Source organism: Bacillus sp. FSL R5-0512 (assembly GCF_038593295.1).
GTDB classification, from domain to species: domain Bacteria; phylum Bacillota; class Bacilli; order Bacillales; family Bacillaceae; genus Bacillus; species Bacillus safensis.
Genome location: NZ_CP151982.1, coordinates 1,857,431 through 1,872,926, shown reverse-complemented (window position 1 = coordinate 1,872,926; position 15,496 = coordinate 1,857,431). Strand labels below are relative to the sequence as shown.

The 15,496-nt window shown below is 43.5% G+C and carries 7 protein-coding genes; 5 read left to right on the top strand and 2 right to left on the bottom strand.

Features of this window, described 5'->3' with window-relative positions:
- Positions 1 to 33: 33 nt before the first annotated feature.
- Positions 34 to 936, bottom strand: a complete 903-nt coding sequence (locus NSQ25_RS09425) for a LysR family transcriptional regulator (RefSeq protein WP_034280677.1) — start codon at positions 934 to 936, stop codon at positions 34 to 36.
- Positions 937 to 1,089: 153 nt separating this feature from the next.
- Between NSQ25_RS09425 and gltB the strand changes: the two genes are divergently transcribed.
- Together gltB and gltD are read left to right on the top strand one after the other, a co-directional pair.
- Entirely contained in the window at positions 1,090 to 5,661 is a 4,572-nt protein-coding gene (gltB, locus tag NSQ25_RS09420) for a glutamate synthase large subunit (RefSeq protein ID WP_326136295.1), read from the top strand.
- 16 nt (positions 5,662 to 5,677) lie between these two features.
- Positions 5,678 to 7,162, top strand: a complete 1,485-nt coding sequence (gene gltD, locus NSQ25_RS09415; RefSeq protein WP_326136296.1) for a glutamate synthase small subunit — start codon at positions 5,678 to 5,680, stop codon at positions 7,160 to 7,162.
- A gap of 60 nt (positions 7,163 to 7,222) precedes the next feature.
- Here gltD and NSQ25_RS09410 read toward each other — a convergent pair whose 3' ends face one another.
- On the bottom strand, positions 7,223 to 8,425 hold the full coding sequence (locus NSQ25_RS09410; protein WP_034280687.1) for a nitrate/nitrite transporter: 1,203 nt from the start codon (positions 8,423 to 8,425) through the stop codon (positions 7,223 to 7,225).
- Positions 8,426 to 8,593: 168 nt separating this feature from the next.
- Here NSQ25_RS09410 and NSQ25_RS09405 point away from each other — a divergent pair, with 168 nt between their 5' ends.
- From NSQ25_RS09405 to nirB, 3 genes are all read left to right on the top strand, one after another.
- Positions 8,594 to 10,843 (top strand): FAD-dependent oxidoreductase, encoded by a 2,250-nt coding sequence (locus NSQ25_RS09405; protein ID WP_326136297.1) that lies wholly within the window; start codon positions 8,594 to 8,596, stop codon positions 10,841 to 10,843.
- Positions 10,840 to 12,999 (top strand): molybdopterin oxidoreductase family protein, encoded by a 2,160-nt coding sequence (locus NSQ25_RS09400; protein WP_326136298.1) that lies wholly within the window; start codon positions 10,840 to 10,842, stop codon positions 12,997 to 12,999. The genes NSQ25_RS09405 and NSQ25_RS09400 overlap by 4 nt, the downstream gene beginning before the upstream one ends.
- Positions 13,000 to 13,068: 69 nt before the next feature.
- On the top strand, positions 13,069 to 15,480 hold the full coding sequence (gene nirB / locus NSQ25_RS09395; protein ID WP_326136299.1) for a nitrite reductase large subunit NirB: 2,412 nt from the start codon (positions 13,069 to 13,071) through the stop codon (positions 15,478 to 15,480).
- Positions 15,481 to 15,496: the final 16 nt, after the last annotated feature.

Below are 15,496 nucleotides of genomic sequence, written 5' to 3'. Positions count from 1 at the left end.
ATTTCTACAAATGAAATGTCTTGTTTTAGTGAATTATTTATATTGTTCAATTTTAGAAAAGAAATCCTTCACAAACACATAAAAATCATGGGCAGAAGGAGACATTTCGCGCGTTTTAGATGCAATAATTCCAACCGTTCTTCTCACTTGAGGGAAATCGATCGGAATTTTCACTGTAAATCGCGGTGTTGTTTCATAAAAGGCGCTTTCGGGTAATAAGGTAACGCCCATACCTGCCGATACGAGACCTTTAATGGCATCCAAATCTTCTCCTTCAGATGAAATGGTAGGCTCATAGCCTGCCTGCTTGCAAGCATCAACCGCAATTTGTCTCAGCACATACCCTTCAGGAAATAACACGAAATGATCCTTTCTTAAATCACTTAAATGAATACTTCTTTGTCCACTAAAGGGGTGGCTAACCGGTAAAAGGGCATAAATGCTTTCGGAAAACAAAATATTTCCTTCTATTTGAGAATCGTTTGTCGGTACGGGTCCTAAAAAGGCGAGATCGATATCTCGGTTTTTGACCGCTTCAATGAGAAATTTATAGGACCCTTGACGAAGTAAAAAATCGACCTCTGGATATTCCTGCTTAAAGGCGGAGATGACAGAAGGGAGTACTTGGCTTGCTAGACTTGTAGGAAAGCCAATATTCACCGTTCCTTTGTGCGGATCTAAGTATTCATCAATTTGCTCTTTCGCATAATCAATGGCTTTGAGTGCAGTTCTGACATGATCTAAAAATTGTCTGCCGATCTTCGTTAATTTGATATTTCGTCCTTCTCGTTCGAATAAGGCCACTCCAAGTTCTTCTTCTAAATTCGCAATCTGCCGGCTGATGGCAGATTGGGCAACATGTAAGTTTTCAGCCGCTTCTGACACGTGTTCACGGTCTGCGACTTCTACAAAATAACGTAACTGACGAAGCTCCATTTTTGCACTTCACACCCATCTATCTCAAAAAGAGATTGTTTTGATCTAAATTATATATTGTTTATATCAATTTGAAAACTTAAAATAAGTTACAGAGTTTGTGAGATTTTATTACTGTGAAAAAACGGATCTTTTAAACGGGGGAGAGAAACGATGACTTATAATCAACTACCACAACCACAAGGTCTCTACCGTCCTGAATTTGAACATGATGCATGTGGAATCGGACTGTACGCCCATTTAAAAGGGGAGGCGACACATAGCATCGTCAAAAAGGGATTACAAATGCTGTGCCAGCTTGATCATCGCGGCGGGCAAGGCAGTGATCCGTATACAGGTGATGGTGCCGGTTTAATGGTACAGCTGCCAGACGCTTTCTTTAGAAAGAACTGCAAAGAATTTGCACTTCCTGAAAAAGGCCGTTACGGGGTAGGAATGGTCTTCTTTTCAAAAGATGATGACGAAAAAACGCGTCAAGCCATCGAACAGAAAATCAACGGGTTCATTAAACAAGAAGGCCAAACATTAATTGGCTGGAGAACGGTTCCTGTCGATCCAGGAAAAATTGGTACTGTCGCAGCGAAGAGCTGTCCGGTTGTGAGACAGGTCTTTATCGGAGCAAACGACAAGATCACAGATCGTTTATCATTTGAACGAAAATTATATGTCATCCGTAAACAGGCTGAGAACTGGGGAACAAGAGAAGAAAAACAATTTTACTTTGTCAGCCTGTCGAGTCAAACCATCGTATACAAGGGGCTTTTAACATCAGATCAAGTCGATGCTTTTTATCTTGATCTACAGGATGAAACATTTGTTTCTGCATTTTCACTTGTTCATTCAAGATTTAGTACAAATACATTTCCTACATGGGAAAGAGCCCATCCAAACCGTTACTTAATTCACAACGGGGAAATCAACACATTAAGAGGAAACATCAATTGGATGAGAGCAAGAGAACAACAATTCGTATCTGAAGCCTTCGGAGACGATTTAGACAAAATTTTGCCAGTGCTGAATGCAGACGGAAGTGATTCATCCATTTTAGACAATGCCTTTGAATTCTTTGTGCTTGCAGGCCGTACACCTGCTCATACAGCAATGATGCTGATTCCTGAGCCTTGGACGGAAAACACGCACATGTCGAAAGAGAAACGGGCATTTTATGAATACCATAGTTCTCTCATGGAGCCGTGGGATGGACCAACAGCGATTTCCTTTACTGACGGCAAACAAATCGGGGCCATCTTAGACCGAAATGGATTAAGACCGGCAAGATATTATGTCACGAATGATGATCATATCATTTTCTCTTCTGAGGTTGGCGTAATCGACACAAATGAAGAAGATGTTAAGTATAAAGATCGACTTGAGCCTGGTAAAATGCTGCTCATTGATCTAGAAGAAGGACGAATTATTTCTGACGAAGAAGTGAAATCGACCATTGCGAATGAACTGCCTTATCAAAAATGGCTCGATGAAGAAATGGTCCACGTCAATCGCTCGGAAGAAAATTCAGAAAATTCTAGTATAATGGATGATTTGTTGACACGTCAGCGTGCGTTCCATTATACGTATGAAGACATTCAAAAGTATTTAATTCCTTTACTAGAGGAAGGCAAGGATCCAATCGGTTCAATGGGAAGTGACACACCGCTTGCTGTGTTATCAGATCGTGCGCAGTCTCTTTTTCATTATTTTAAGCAGCTGTTTGCACAAGTCACGAACCCGCCGATTGATGCCATTCGTGAGCAGCTCGTGACATCAACCATGACTTGGTTAGGTGCCGAAGGCGATATTTTACATCCGAATGAATATTCATGCCGAAGAATTAAACTTTATACACCGGTCTTAACGAGCGGGCAATTTAACGGCTTGAAAACGATTGTTCATAATGCCTTTAAAAGCAAAACAATCCATACACTTTTCACCGATGATTTAAAACGCGGACTGGATGCGATGTTTGAAGAGGCGGAAAAAGCGATCAGAGAAGGTGTCTCTTTATTAATCCTTTCAGATCGTGAAATGACAGAACAAAAAGTACCGATTCCACCACTTCTTGCGCTAAGTGCACTTCATCAGCATCTTGTGCGTCAAGGCCTGCGGACAAAGGTCAGTCTGATCGTTGAATCTGGAGAGGTGAGAGAGGTCCATCATTTTGCCGCACTAATTGGCTACGGCGCAGATGCGATTCACCCTTACCTTGTCTATGAAACGTACAAACAGCTGATTGCAGACGAAGCGATTTCGATCAGCTTTGATGAAGCTGTTACAAAGTTTGGTAAAAGCGTGACAGAAGGTGTCGTCAAAGTCATGTCCAAAGTGGGGATTTCCACTGTGCAAAGCTATAGAGGCGCGCAAATCTTTGAAGCAGTCGGGATTAGTGAAGACGTCATTCAAGCGTATTTCACAGGAACAGCTTCTCAGCTTGGCGGAATTGATCTTGACACCATTGCTCATGAGGCAAAACTTCGCCATAATGCAGGGTATCAAGCAGCAACTGACCAGACACTTGAATCAGGCAGTGAATTCCAGTGGAGAAAAAATGGAGAGCATCATGCCTTTAATCCAAAAACGATCCATACGCTCCAGTGGGCATGCCGTAATGAAGATTACGATCTATTTAAACAATATACAAAAGCAGCGGATGAAGAAAGAATCGGCTTCCTCAGAAACTTGTTTGCATTTCAGCCAAAACAAAAGCCGGTTCGTCTGGAAGAGGTTGAATCTGCTGAATCCATCGTGCGCCGCTTTAAGACAGGTGCCATGTCATTTGGATCTTTAAGTAAAGAAGCGCATGAGGCACTTGCGATTGCGATGAACCGAATTGGCGGTAAAAGTAACAGCGGAGAAGGCGGAGAAGATCCTGCCCGCTTTACAGTAGATGAACATGGTGATGACCGCAGAAGTGCAATTAAACAAATCGCTTCTGGCCGATTTGGTGTGAAAAGTCATTACTTAGTCAATGCAGATGAACTGCAAATTAAAATGGCGCAAGGAGCAAAACCTGGAGAAGGCGGACAGCTGCCAGGAAATAAAGTGTATCCTTGGGTTGCCGATGTACGTGGTTCTACGCCAGGTGTCGGATTGATTTCACCACCGCCGCATCATGATATTTATTCCATTGAGGATTTGGCACAGCTGATTCATGATTTGAAAAACGCGAACCGTGATGCCCGCATCAGTGTCAAGCTTGTATCTAAAGCCGGCGTTGGCACGATTGCAGCAGGTGTAGCAAAAGGAACTGCGGACGTCATTGTCATCAGTGGTTATGACGGCGGTACCGGAGCTTCACCGAAAACGAGTATTAAACACACAGGGCTTCCTTGGGAGCTTGGATTGGCAGAAGCGCATCAAACCCTTGTGTTAAACGGTCTTCGCGAAAGAGTCGTTCTTGAAACAGACGGAAAGTTAATGACTGGCCGCGACGTTGTGATGGCTGCGATTTTAGGAGCAGAAGAGTATGGCTTTGCGACAGCTCCACTTGTCGTGCTGGGCTGCGTGATGATGAGAGCATGTCATTTAGATACTTGCCCAGTCGGAGTAGCCACACAAAATCCAGAGCTTCGCAAAAAATTCATGGGTAACCCCGATCACATTGTGAACTTCATGATGTTTATTGCAGAGGAAGTAAGAGAAATCTTAGCGGAACTCGGCTTTACATCAATGGATGAATTAATCGGACGCACGGACGTCCTAGCGGTCAGTGAACGAGCAAAAGCACACTGGAAAGCAGGCCAGCTAAACCTTGAAACATTGCTTTATCAGCCAGAAGGAGCGCGGACATTCAGAACACCGCAAAATCATAAAATTGATGAATCGCTGGATATGAATGAAATCCTTCCTTATGTGCAAGAAGCGCTGAATCATCAAACACCGGTTGATCTATCATTGAACATTCGCAATATCAACCGTGTGGCCGGAACCATTACTGGCAGTGAAGTGTCTAAGCGCTACGGGGAAGAGGGCTTGCCAGAGGATACCATCACACTAAGATTCACTGGTTCAGCTGGACAAAGCTTCGGCGCATTTGTGCCAAAGGGCATGTCTCTCTATTTAACAGGTGATTCAAATGACTATATCGGCAAAGGACTCTCAGGAGGCAAAATTGCTGTTAAAACGTCTGATCATTTTGTACAAAATGGACATGAAAACGTCATTGTAGGGAACGTTGCATTTTACGGCGCAACTAGCGGAAAAGCTTATATTAACGGGCGTGCTGGTGAACGATTTGCTGTTCGTAATTCAGGTGTACATGTGGTTGTTGAAGGAATCGGAGATCACGGCTGTGAATACATGACTGGCGGACGTGTCGTTATTTTAGGAGACGTTGGGAAAAACTTTGGTGCAGGTATGTCTGGCGGTGTGGCTTACATCCATACATCGGATGCAAAACAGTTCAAAAGAATGTGCAATATGGAAATGATCATGTTTGAAAAGCTCACAGATCATGAAGAAGAACAAGAAGTGAAACAAATGATCAAGGAACACCTTGATTATACAAACAGCTCAAAAGCAGCAGCACTTCTTGAAAACTGGGAGCAAGAAAAGGATCAATTCATCAAAGTCATTCCGAGAAATTACAAAATGATGCTTCAAAGCATTGAAGAACAAAAACAAGCGGGCCTCAGTCATGAAGAAGCGGTGATGTATGCCTTTGAAGCAAACACAAAACCGAAAAATCAAGAAACGGCAAACGGGCAAAAAGCAGCCCTCGCTCATTAAGAAAGGGGAGAGGACAATGGGCAAAGCAACAGGTTTTATGGATTATAAAAGAGAAAAGCCAAATGAACGTGACCCTCTCACTCGTCAAAATGACTGGAAAGAATATTCAGCTCCTTATACAGATGACGTATTGAAGAAGCAGGGCGCTAGATGTATGGATTGCGGAACACCGTTTTGTCAAATTGGGATGGAGATCAGGGGCGGCGTGTCTGGCTGCCCGATCTACAATTTAATTCCAGAGTGGAATGATCTTGTCTATCGCGGAAGATGGAAAGAAGCTCTCGAAAGACTTCAAAAAACAAATAATTTCCCAGAGTTTACTGGGAGAGTATGTCCGGCACCTTGTGAAGGGTCATGTACAGTCGCTATCAATGATCCAGCTGTTTCGATTAAAAATATCGAACGTACGATCATTGATAAAGGCTTTGAAAATGGATGGATCACACCAAGAATCCCTTCAAGCCGTACAGGGAAGAAAATTGCCATTGTCGGCTCAGGACCAGCAGGACTTGCAAGTGCTGATCAATTAAACCAAGCAGGGCACGCTGTAACAGTGTTCGAGCGTTCTGACCGTCTTGGCGGACTGCTGACATACGGGATTCCGAATATGAAGCTCGATAAAGAAGTGGTCGAGCGAAGAGTCAAACTTCTAAGACAAGAAGGCATTGACTTTGTGACGAACACAGAAATCGGTGTGGATATTACTGCTGATGAACTGAAAGAGCAGTTTGATGCCGTTATCCTTTGTACAGGTGCACAAAAGCAGCGTGATCTATTGATTGAAGGCCGGGAAGCAAAAGGGATTCACCTTGCGATGGATTATTTAACCCTTGCAACGAAAAGCATGCTTGATTCAGGATTTAAAGACAAAAACTTCATTGATGCTAAAGGAAAAGACGTAATTGTGATTGGCGGAGGAGACACAGGTGCAGACTGCGTTGCAACTGCACTTCGCCAAAAAGCAAAAAGTGTTGTTCAATTCGGGAAGCATCCAAAGCTTCCGGATACACGTGTAGGGGATAACTTGTGGCCAGAACAGCCTTATGTCTTCTCGCTGGATTATGCTTATGAAGAAGCACAAGCCAAATTCGGAGAAGATCCGCGTCAATATTCAATTCAAACCACAAAAATTGTGGCAGATAAAAATGGGAAATTAAAAGAGCTTCATACCATTCAAATGGAAAAGGTGAAAAACGAACAAGGGAAGTTTGAATTTCATGAGATTCCAGGGACAGAGAAGGTATGGCCTGCTCAGCTCGTCTTTATTGCAATTGGTTTTGAGGGAACTGAACAGCCGCTTGTGAAACACTTTGGCGTGGACAGCAAAAACAATCGCATTGACGCAAAATATGGGGAATATACAACAAATGTAGAAGGCGTATTTGCAGCGGGAGATGCAAGACGCGGGCAAAGCTTGATTGTCTGGGCAATTAATGAAGGCAGACAAGTGGCGCACGAGGTAGACCGTTATTTAATGGGGAGTTCGGTTCTGCCAAAATAGGTCAAACAAAGGGTGTTACAATATAAAGAAAAGCCATGACCAACGTGTGGTCATGGCTTTTTATGATTCAGAAATGGTATGATTGATCAACACTTTTTTACGTTTAAGCTGCGATACGACTAAACAGAGGAAGACAATCAGAACAAAAAGAGAAATGGTCAAAAAGCCAAACGTATATGAGCCAGTCAATTCTTTTAAACTGCCAAGAATATTAGGTAAAAAGAATCCGCCAATGCCTCCAGCAGCCCCAACAATTCCGGTCACAATCCCAATTTCTTTATGAAATACTTGAGGCACCAGCTGAAAAACAGCGCCATTCCCCATCCCAAGACACATCATCCCGGCAAATAAAAGCGCAATGACCACAGGTAAAGCTGGAAGACTGCTCACTCCCCCTAAGCAGATGCCGATGATTCCGAATAATCCAAGCAGTACCTTCATTCCGCCTATTTTATCGGCAATGAGACCGCCCACAGGACGAAAGAAGCTGCCTGCCGCCACACAAAGGGTCACAAAATCACCAGCATGAATCTTCGAAACCCCATATTGATCCACAAAGAAAATACTGAGGAAACTAGAAAGCCCGACAAACCCTCCGAATGTGATCGCATAAAGCAGACAGAAAAACCATGTCGATTTCACTTGAAATACTGAAAAGTACGACCGAATCGGCTGAGGAGCGGGCTGATTTGGTGCATCTTTTGCAGTGAAAATAAAGAACAAAAAGACAAGACTTAACGGAATCAGAGCGAGCCCCATTACGGCATGCCACCCGTAAATCTCCGCAAGCCTTGGACCAAATAATGTGGAGATTAGTGTTCCACTATTCCCCGCGCCTGCAATCCCCATAGCTACTCCTTGTAAGTGAGGAGGATACCAGCGGCTTGCCATTGGCAAAGCAACAGCAAAACTTGCTCCTGCTACTCCAAGCAAAATCCCAATCAGTACGAGCTCTGAAAGGGTTGTACCAGCGATAAACCCCCAAATGAGCGGAATGGTCGTTAAGAGCATTCCCATCACTGCAGTCTTTTTAGGTCCTATTCGATCGGTGAATAAACCGAGCACAATCCGAAAAAAAGAACCAGATAGAATTGGAATGGCCACAATCATGCCCTTCTCTACGGTTGATAAAGCAAAATCTTGCGCAATAAAAGCACCCAGCGCTCCTAACAAAACCCAGATCATAAAGCTCACATCGAAATATAAAAAGGAACCAAACAATGTCTTAGGATGACCACTTGATTTTAATTCTGAGAGTTTCATAAAACGCCTCCTCTATTGAATTTTCTGACTTAAAGATAGCGAGTTCACTTATGTAATGAAAGTATTATGTGAGAAAAATTGACATGAATAAACACTTTTTTACAAGTGTGTGCCATAATCAATCCATACAATGTGCTCGAGCAAGAGGCTTAGAAAGGTTGATTTCAGATGGCAAAACGCAAACTTGTGTTTATCGGAAACGGCATGGCGAGTATGAAATGTATCGAAGAGATCATTCAAAAGCAGCCAGAACATTACGCCATAACAGTCATTGGAAAAGAGAAGCACTCTGCCTACAATCGAATAAAACTTTCGCCCATTTTACAAAAAAGCGAATCATTAGCTCAAATTGAACTAAAGGATAAAGAATGGTACACAGCGCATGACATCACATTGTACAAAGGAGAATCAGTTATACATATCGATACAAATCGAAAATGTGTCATGACAGATGCGCGCCGGGAAATTTCCTATGACAAGCTCGTCATTGCAACGGGTTCATCGCCGAATTTTCTTCCTATTCAGGGTGTGTCCAAAAAAGGGATATACGCTTTTCGGACAATTGATGATTATGAGGCCATTTGTGCGGATGCGGTGCATTATCAACAAGCAGCAGTGATCGGAGGCGGCGTGCTTGGTGTGGAGGTGGCAGCTGGTCTGCAGATTGCGGGGCTGGAAACCACCATCATTCATCATACGGAGCGGCTCATGCAGCGACAATTAGATGAAACAGCCGCCGGATTATTACAGCGACAATTTATACGAAAAGGGATTCAGGTGAAAACAAATGCCCATACCATTGCATGCTTAGGCGGTGAGAGGGTAGAAGGCGTTCTATTGAAAAATGGCGACATCGTGGAGGCTGATCTTGTTGTTTTTACAACAGGTATCCGTCCGAATATACAGCTTGCAGAGAATCATGGCATACACACGAGAAAAGCCATTGTTGTCAATGACGTGATGGAGACAAATATCCCAAATATTTATGCGATTGGAGAATGTGCAGAGCACAAAGGGATGGTGCACGGTCTTGTTCAGCCCATTTATGAACAAGCAAGCGTGCTCGCTAAGCATCTTTTAGGGGAAAAAATCACACATACACCCAAGCCCATTTACTCAACAAAATTAAAAGTACCTGATTTGCCGATTTATTCTGCTGGATGTATTGAACATCATTCTCCGTTTATGTCAGCTGTGACTTATTTAGATGAAGAGCAAGAGGTATATAAAAAATTCGTCTTTGAACGTGAGGCGCTGGCAGGCATTTTATTCGTCGGAGAGCTGGAGCATGCCGATCAGCTTTTGCAAGATGTGAAAGTGGGACGTGATAAAAGTGTGGTCATGAAATCCCTTTATGAAAAGCAAGCATCCCCACTAGATTCATTAAAAATGGAAGATCTCGTCTGCCAATGTCAAACCGTTACAAAAGGGACGATTTTAAAAAGCATTTCGGTTCATCAGCTGACAAACTTAGAAGAGGTGAAAAAACAGACAGGGGCAGCAACCGGGTGCGGCGGGTGTCAAGAGCTCGTCCGTGCTTGCTGCCAGTTATCATCACATGAACAAACGGAATCGCAGGCCTTTTATTGTCCATGTACAGAAGCAGATGAGCAGACCATTTTTTCGTTTATTAAAAAGCAGCAGCCGGTGAATGCTGAAGAAATAAGAAGACATTTTCAGTGGAAAACGAATCACGGCTGCGGCATCTGCCGGCCGGCCATTCAATACTATCTCGAGCAATTTCAAGGATCGGTGGAAAAAATCGGCGCTGCTGAGCAGGAGGACATGTTGATTCCTCAATTATATGGAGGCCGGCTTGATTTGGATTTTTTGAAAATCATTACGTCTTTGTTAGAGAACAGGCTGATTGAGCAGGCAGAGCTGACAAAGCATAAACGAATACGGCTTATCGGTGTGTCAAAACAGGCGGCACAAATCGTCAAAAATCATTGGCCAATTATGCCCAATGAGAAAAGAAGACTATCTCATATCCTTTCATGCGACTGCAGTGATCCAGCAGTCACGTCACTTGTGATAGAGCTGGAAAGACAAGTGGAAGATACACTTTTACCAGCTGTCACCTCCATTCATATCACCGGTGCTTCCTGCACGTGTAAACTTGCTCCAATTGATGACATCTGTCTGAAAAAGCAGCTGGGTGAATGGAACATTTATATAGGAGGCCAGCTTTTTTACACCTTGGCTCATTCAAGTGAGCTTATTGCTTTTTTAAAAGCGCTGCTTGAAGAGTATAGAAAAAATGCTTACTTTCAAGAATCCATTGGTGATTGGCTTTCCCGGCAAGGGAACATTTCTATTCGAGAAAAGTTACTTGATGAGGAAATAAGAGAAGAGCTCTGTGCGCAATTTGACCAAAGCAGACAAGAAAATGTAAGACATAAGGATGTGAAGGTATGAGTCAATCTTTTTTACAATATGCCCAGCAAAAATCAAAGCAGGAAGAACAAAAGCGAGTGTTTCCAGCCCAATGTCCTTTTTGCAGTATGCAGTGCAAAATGCAATTAATCGAGCAGCATGTGGAAGGGCGAACACGCTACCAAACGATTGGTGTACACAATCCAACTACGCACGGAAGACTTTGTATGAAAGGACAGCATGCCCACCAGCACGCGCTCCATAAAGATCGCCTGAATCACCCGCTGATCAAAAGAAACGGACAATTTGTAAAAGCAACATGGCAAGAGGCTCTCGAGGAAATCAAAACAAACATAGAATCCCTTCAGCTGTCACATGGCCATGATGTGATCAGTGTGTACGGAAGCGCATCAATTACAAATGAGGAAGCGTACTTACTCGGGAAATTTGCAAGAGTGGCGCTGAAAACAAAATACATCGATTATAACGGGAGACTATGTATGTCTTCGGCAGCAACTGCCGCAAATCAAACATTCGGACTTGACCGTGGCCTGACCTTTCCTCTCAGCGACATCAAGCATGCACGAGTGTTGATATTGGTTGGAACGAATATAGCGGAATGTCAGCCAACCTTCCTGCCCTACATCGAAGAGGCGAAAAACAATGGCGCATTTCTCATCGTCATTGATCCGCGCAGAACTCCGACGGCCCAATTAGCCGATTTACATGTCAGCCTAAAACCAGGGTCAGATGCCGCACTGGCAAACGGCATATTGCACATCATGGTGCATGAGCATTTAATCGATGAATCATTTATTCATCAACGAACGTCAGGTTTCCAAGAACTAAAGGAGCATATCTCACGCATCTCCCTGCCAGACATTGCTGAGCAAACCGGCGTGACGATTGATGTGATGCAGAAAATAGCAAGGAAATTCGCACAAGAAAAGACAGGCATGATTTTTACAGCAAGAGGCATTGAGCAGCAAATAGACGGTACAGCCTCTGTGCGTAATTTCCTGAATATTCTGCTTGTTACCGGGAAGATCGGCCGCTTTGGATGCGGCTATGGCGCAATAACCGGCCAGGGAAATGGCCAGGGAGCAAGAGAGCATGGGCAAAAAGCAGATCAGCTTCCAGGATATCGAGATATCTCAAATCCTGCTCACAGAAAAGAAATGGCTGAACGATGGAACATTGATGAAAAAGAACTCCCAGGAAAGGGCGTGTCTGCTTTTGAGATGTTTGAAAAAATGGATGCAGGTGAGATCAAAGCGCTCTTTTTAATGTGCTCAAATCCTGTCCAATCAGGGCCGAACGCGCACTTGATTCAGCAAGCCATCAAGAACTTGTCCTTTTTTGTTGCCGTTGATTTATTTATGTCTGAGACAGCTGCGCTGGCAGATGTAATTTTACCGACTTCGTCATATTTAGAGGATGAAGGTACCGTGACAAACATAGAGGGGCGCGTTACGCTTAGAGAAGCAACATATCCACTTAAACACCAAAGAAAGCACGATTGGCAAATCATTTGTGAAATAGCAGCTGTATTAGGCAAAGGCAGCCATTTTTCCTTTTCATCCGCAGAAGAGATCTTTGAGGAATTAAGAGCCGTAACGAAAGGTGCAAAGGCTGATTATTCAGGCATAACCTATGAAAGGCTGAGGAAGGAACAAGGCATAAGGTGGCCTTGTACTCATTTAGAAGACCCGGGAACTGAAAGATTATTTGAACATGCATTCTCACATTCTGACAGTTTAGCGAAGTTTGCCGTCGTCACACATGGAAAAAAGGCTGCAAAGGAACCCGTCAGTCAAGAATACCCTCTTTATTTAACGACCGGCAGGGTGATGGCTCATTACCAAACAGGCGTTCAAACAAGAAGGAGCACCTCTCTTGTTGCCAGACAGTTTGAAGCATATGCAGAGCTTCATCCTGACACAGCGAAAACGTATGGACTTCAGCACGGGGAGCTCGTGACCATCAAGTCAAAAAGAGGAAGTGTCATCATCAGATGCCGCATATCAGACACCATTCGAAAAGATACCGTATTTGTTCCATTTCACTGGAGCAAACATCAATCAATTAATCAATTAATTGATGATCAACTAGATCCGCAAAGTAAAATGCCAGGCTTTAAATATTGTCCTGTACAGCTGTCAGCCGGCGTGAATGAAAAACTATGTGAGAAATTTTAACATGTATTTTCCATCTATGTTTAGATTATGGTACTTTCTAAAAAATGATCACATGAGGGGTGTTTTATCATGAAAGAAAAACTCGTATTAGTGGGGAACGGTATGGCCGGCATTCGAAGCCTTGAAAACATTTTAAAAACAGACGGCGAACGTTTCGACATGACGGTATTTGGGACTGAACCGCATCCTAACTATAACCGAATTCTTTTATCGAAAGTGCTTCAAGGGGATACGAAGGTCGAAGATATTACGTTAAACGATTGGAACTGGTATCAAAAGCATGATATTCAGCTGTTTACAAACGAGACCATAGTGAAGATTGATACAGCGAACCAAACAGTCACCAGTGATCAAGGACGGACCGTGCATTATGACCGATTGATTTTAGCAACAGGGTCACTTCCATTCATCCTTCCAATTCCAGGGAGTGATAAAAAAGGCGTGACGGCTTTTCGTACATTGCAAGACACTGAGGAAATGGTCAATGCCTCTACTATGTACAAAAAAGCAGCAGTCATCGGGGGAGGACTCCTTGGGCTTGAAGCAGCACGCGGTCTATTAAACTTAGGCATGGAAGTGAATGTCATCCACCTCAGCTCTCATTTAATGGAACGCCAGCTAGACCCTATTGCAGGCCAGCTTCTTCAAAAAGCATTAGAGGAACAGGGGATGAAATTCCTGTTAGGAAAACAGACAAATGAGATTTTAGGAGATACAAGAGTAGAAGGATTATCATTTTCAGACGGCACTACACTTGAGACAGACCTAGTCGTCATGGCTGCGGGAATTAAACCAAGTAAAATGCTTGCAGAAATAAGCGGGCTTGAAGTGAACCGTGGGATTATCGTCAATGATTTTATGGAAACAAGTGTCCCGGGCATTTATGCCGTCGGAGAATGTGTGGAACACAGGGGACAAACGTACGGATTAGTTGCTCCTTTATACGATCAAGCGACTGTACTTGCCAAGCATGTATGCGGCTTGAACCCTGCTCCATATGAAGGCTCTGTTCTGTCAACACAGCTGAAAGTATCAGGAGTTGATGTATTTTCAGCTGGTGATTTTATTGAAAACGATGAGAAAAAAGCGATTAAGATTTTTGACGAACAAAAAGGCATCTATCAAAAACTCGTCTTCCAGCAAAACCGATTAGTAGGCGCCGTCATGTTTGGAGAAACAAGCGACGGACCTCGTTTATTCTCGTACATTAAAGAAGGAATAGATATGTCGGATATGGAGAAGGTATCTGTCTTAACCTCCAATGATCCGGCGCAAGAAAGCACGATTGACAGCATGGCAAACGACCATATCGTTTGCGGCTGTAATGGCGTGTCAAAAGGGCAGATTGTGGAAGCCATTCAGAAAGAAGGCTTAACAACGTTTCAGGAAGTCAAGCAATGTACAAGTGCCTCACGATCTTGCGGAGGCTGTCAGCCTGTTGTCGAAGAGATTCTTTGGCATACGCTAGGTGAGGATGCAAGCCGGACAGCCCAAAAAGAAACCATCTGCGCCTGCACTACCCTTTCACGAGATGAAGTCATTCATGAAATCAAAGAGAAAGGGCTGCAGCATGTCAAAGAAGTGATGAATGTACTTGACTGGAATACAGAAGAGGGCTGTTCAAAATGCCGCCCTGCACTGAATTATTATTTAGGCATGCTTCATCCACTTGAATACAAAGATGAAAAGAGCTCACGCTTTGTAAATGAACGCATGCACGCCAATATTCAAAACGATGGCACCTATTCAGTTGTTCCGCGAATGTACGGCGGCGTCACCAATGCAAATGACTTGAGAAAAATAGCCGATGTCGTCGACAAATATGAAATACCGCTTGTGAAAATGACTGGCGGTCAGCGTATTGATCTTCTAGGTGTCAAAAAAGAAGATTTACCTAAAGTGTGGGCGGATCTAGATATGCCATCGGGTTATGCATATGGAAAATCTTTAAGAACAGTTAAAACATGTGTTGGAGAACAATTTTGCAGGTTCGGCACGCAGGACTCCATGGCTCTTGGAATTGCACTTGAAAAGAAATTTGAAGGTCTTGCGACACCGCATAAAGTAAAAATGGCCGTCTCTGCTTGTCCGAGAAACTGTGCAGAGTCCGGAATTAAAGACCTCGGTATTGTGGGGATAGATGGAGGGTTTGAATTGTACGCCGGCGGAAATGGCGGCACACACCTGCGGGCTGGAGATTTATTAATGAAGGTCAGTACAGCAGAAGAAGTAGAGCAAATGGCCGCAGCATACCTGCAATATTACAGAGAAACGGCAAATTATTTAGAAAGAACCTCTGCTTGGGTTGAGCGACTTGGGTTAGATCATATTCAATCAGTACTCCTGGATGATGAAAAACGAGCAGCCTTAATCGAAAGAATGGACATTGCGCTTTCAACATATGAAGAGCCTTGGCAGGAGCTTCGCGAGAGTCAAAAAGACACGAGACAATTATTTCAAAAAGCGACGGCTTCCGTATAAATCAATTGAAGGGATG

Excerpts from the sequence above, each read along its gene's own strand:
- NSQ25_RS09400 (WP_326136298.1), top strand. The coding sequence starts at position 10,840 with ATGAGTCAATCTTTTTTACAATATGCCCAGCAAAAATCAAAGCAGGAA.
- gltB (WP_326136295.1), top strand. The coding sequence starts at position 1,090 with ATGACTTATAATCAACTACCACAACCACAAGGTCTCTACCGTCCTGAA.
- NSQ25_RS09410 (WP_034280687.1), bottom strand. The coding sequence starts at position 8,425 with ATGAAACTCTCAGAATTAAAATCAAGTGGTCATCCTAAGACATTGTTT.
- gltD (WP_326136296.1), top strand. The coding sequence starts at position 5,678 with ATGGGCAAAGCAACAGGTTTTATGGATTATAAAAGAGAAAAGCCAAAT.
- nirB (WP_326136299.1), top strand. The coding sequence starts at position 13,069 with ATGAAAGAAAAACTCGTATTAGTGGGGAACGGTATGGCCGGCATTCGA.
- NSQ25_RS09405 (WP_326136297.1), top strand. The coding sequence starts at position 8,594 with ATGGCAAAACGCAAACTTGTGTTTATCGGAAACGGCATGGCGAGTATG.
- NSQ25_RS09425 (WP_034280677.1), bottom strand. The coding sequence starts at position 936 with ATGGAGCTTCGTCAGTTACGTTATTTTGTAGAAGTCGCAGACCGTGAA.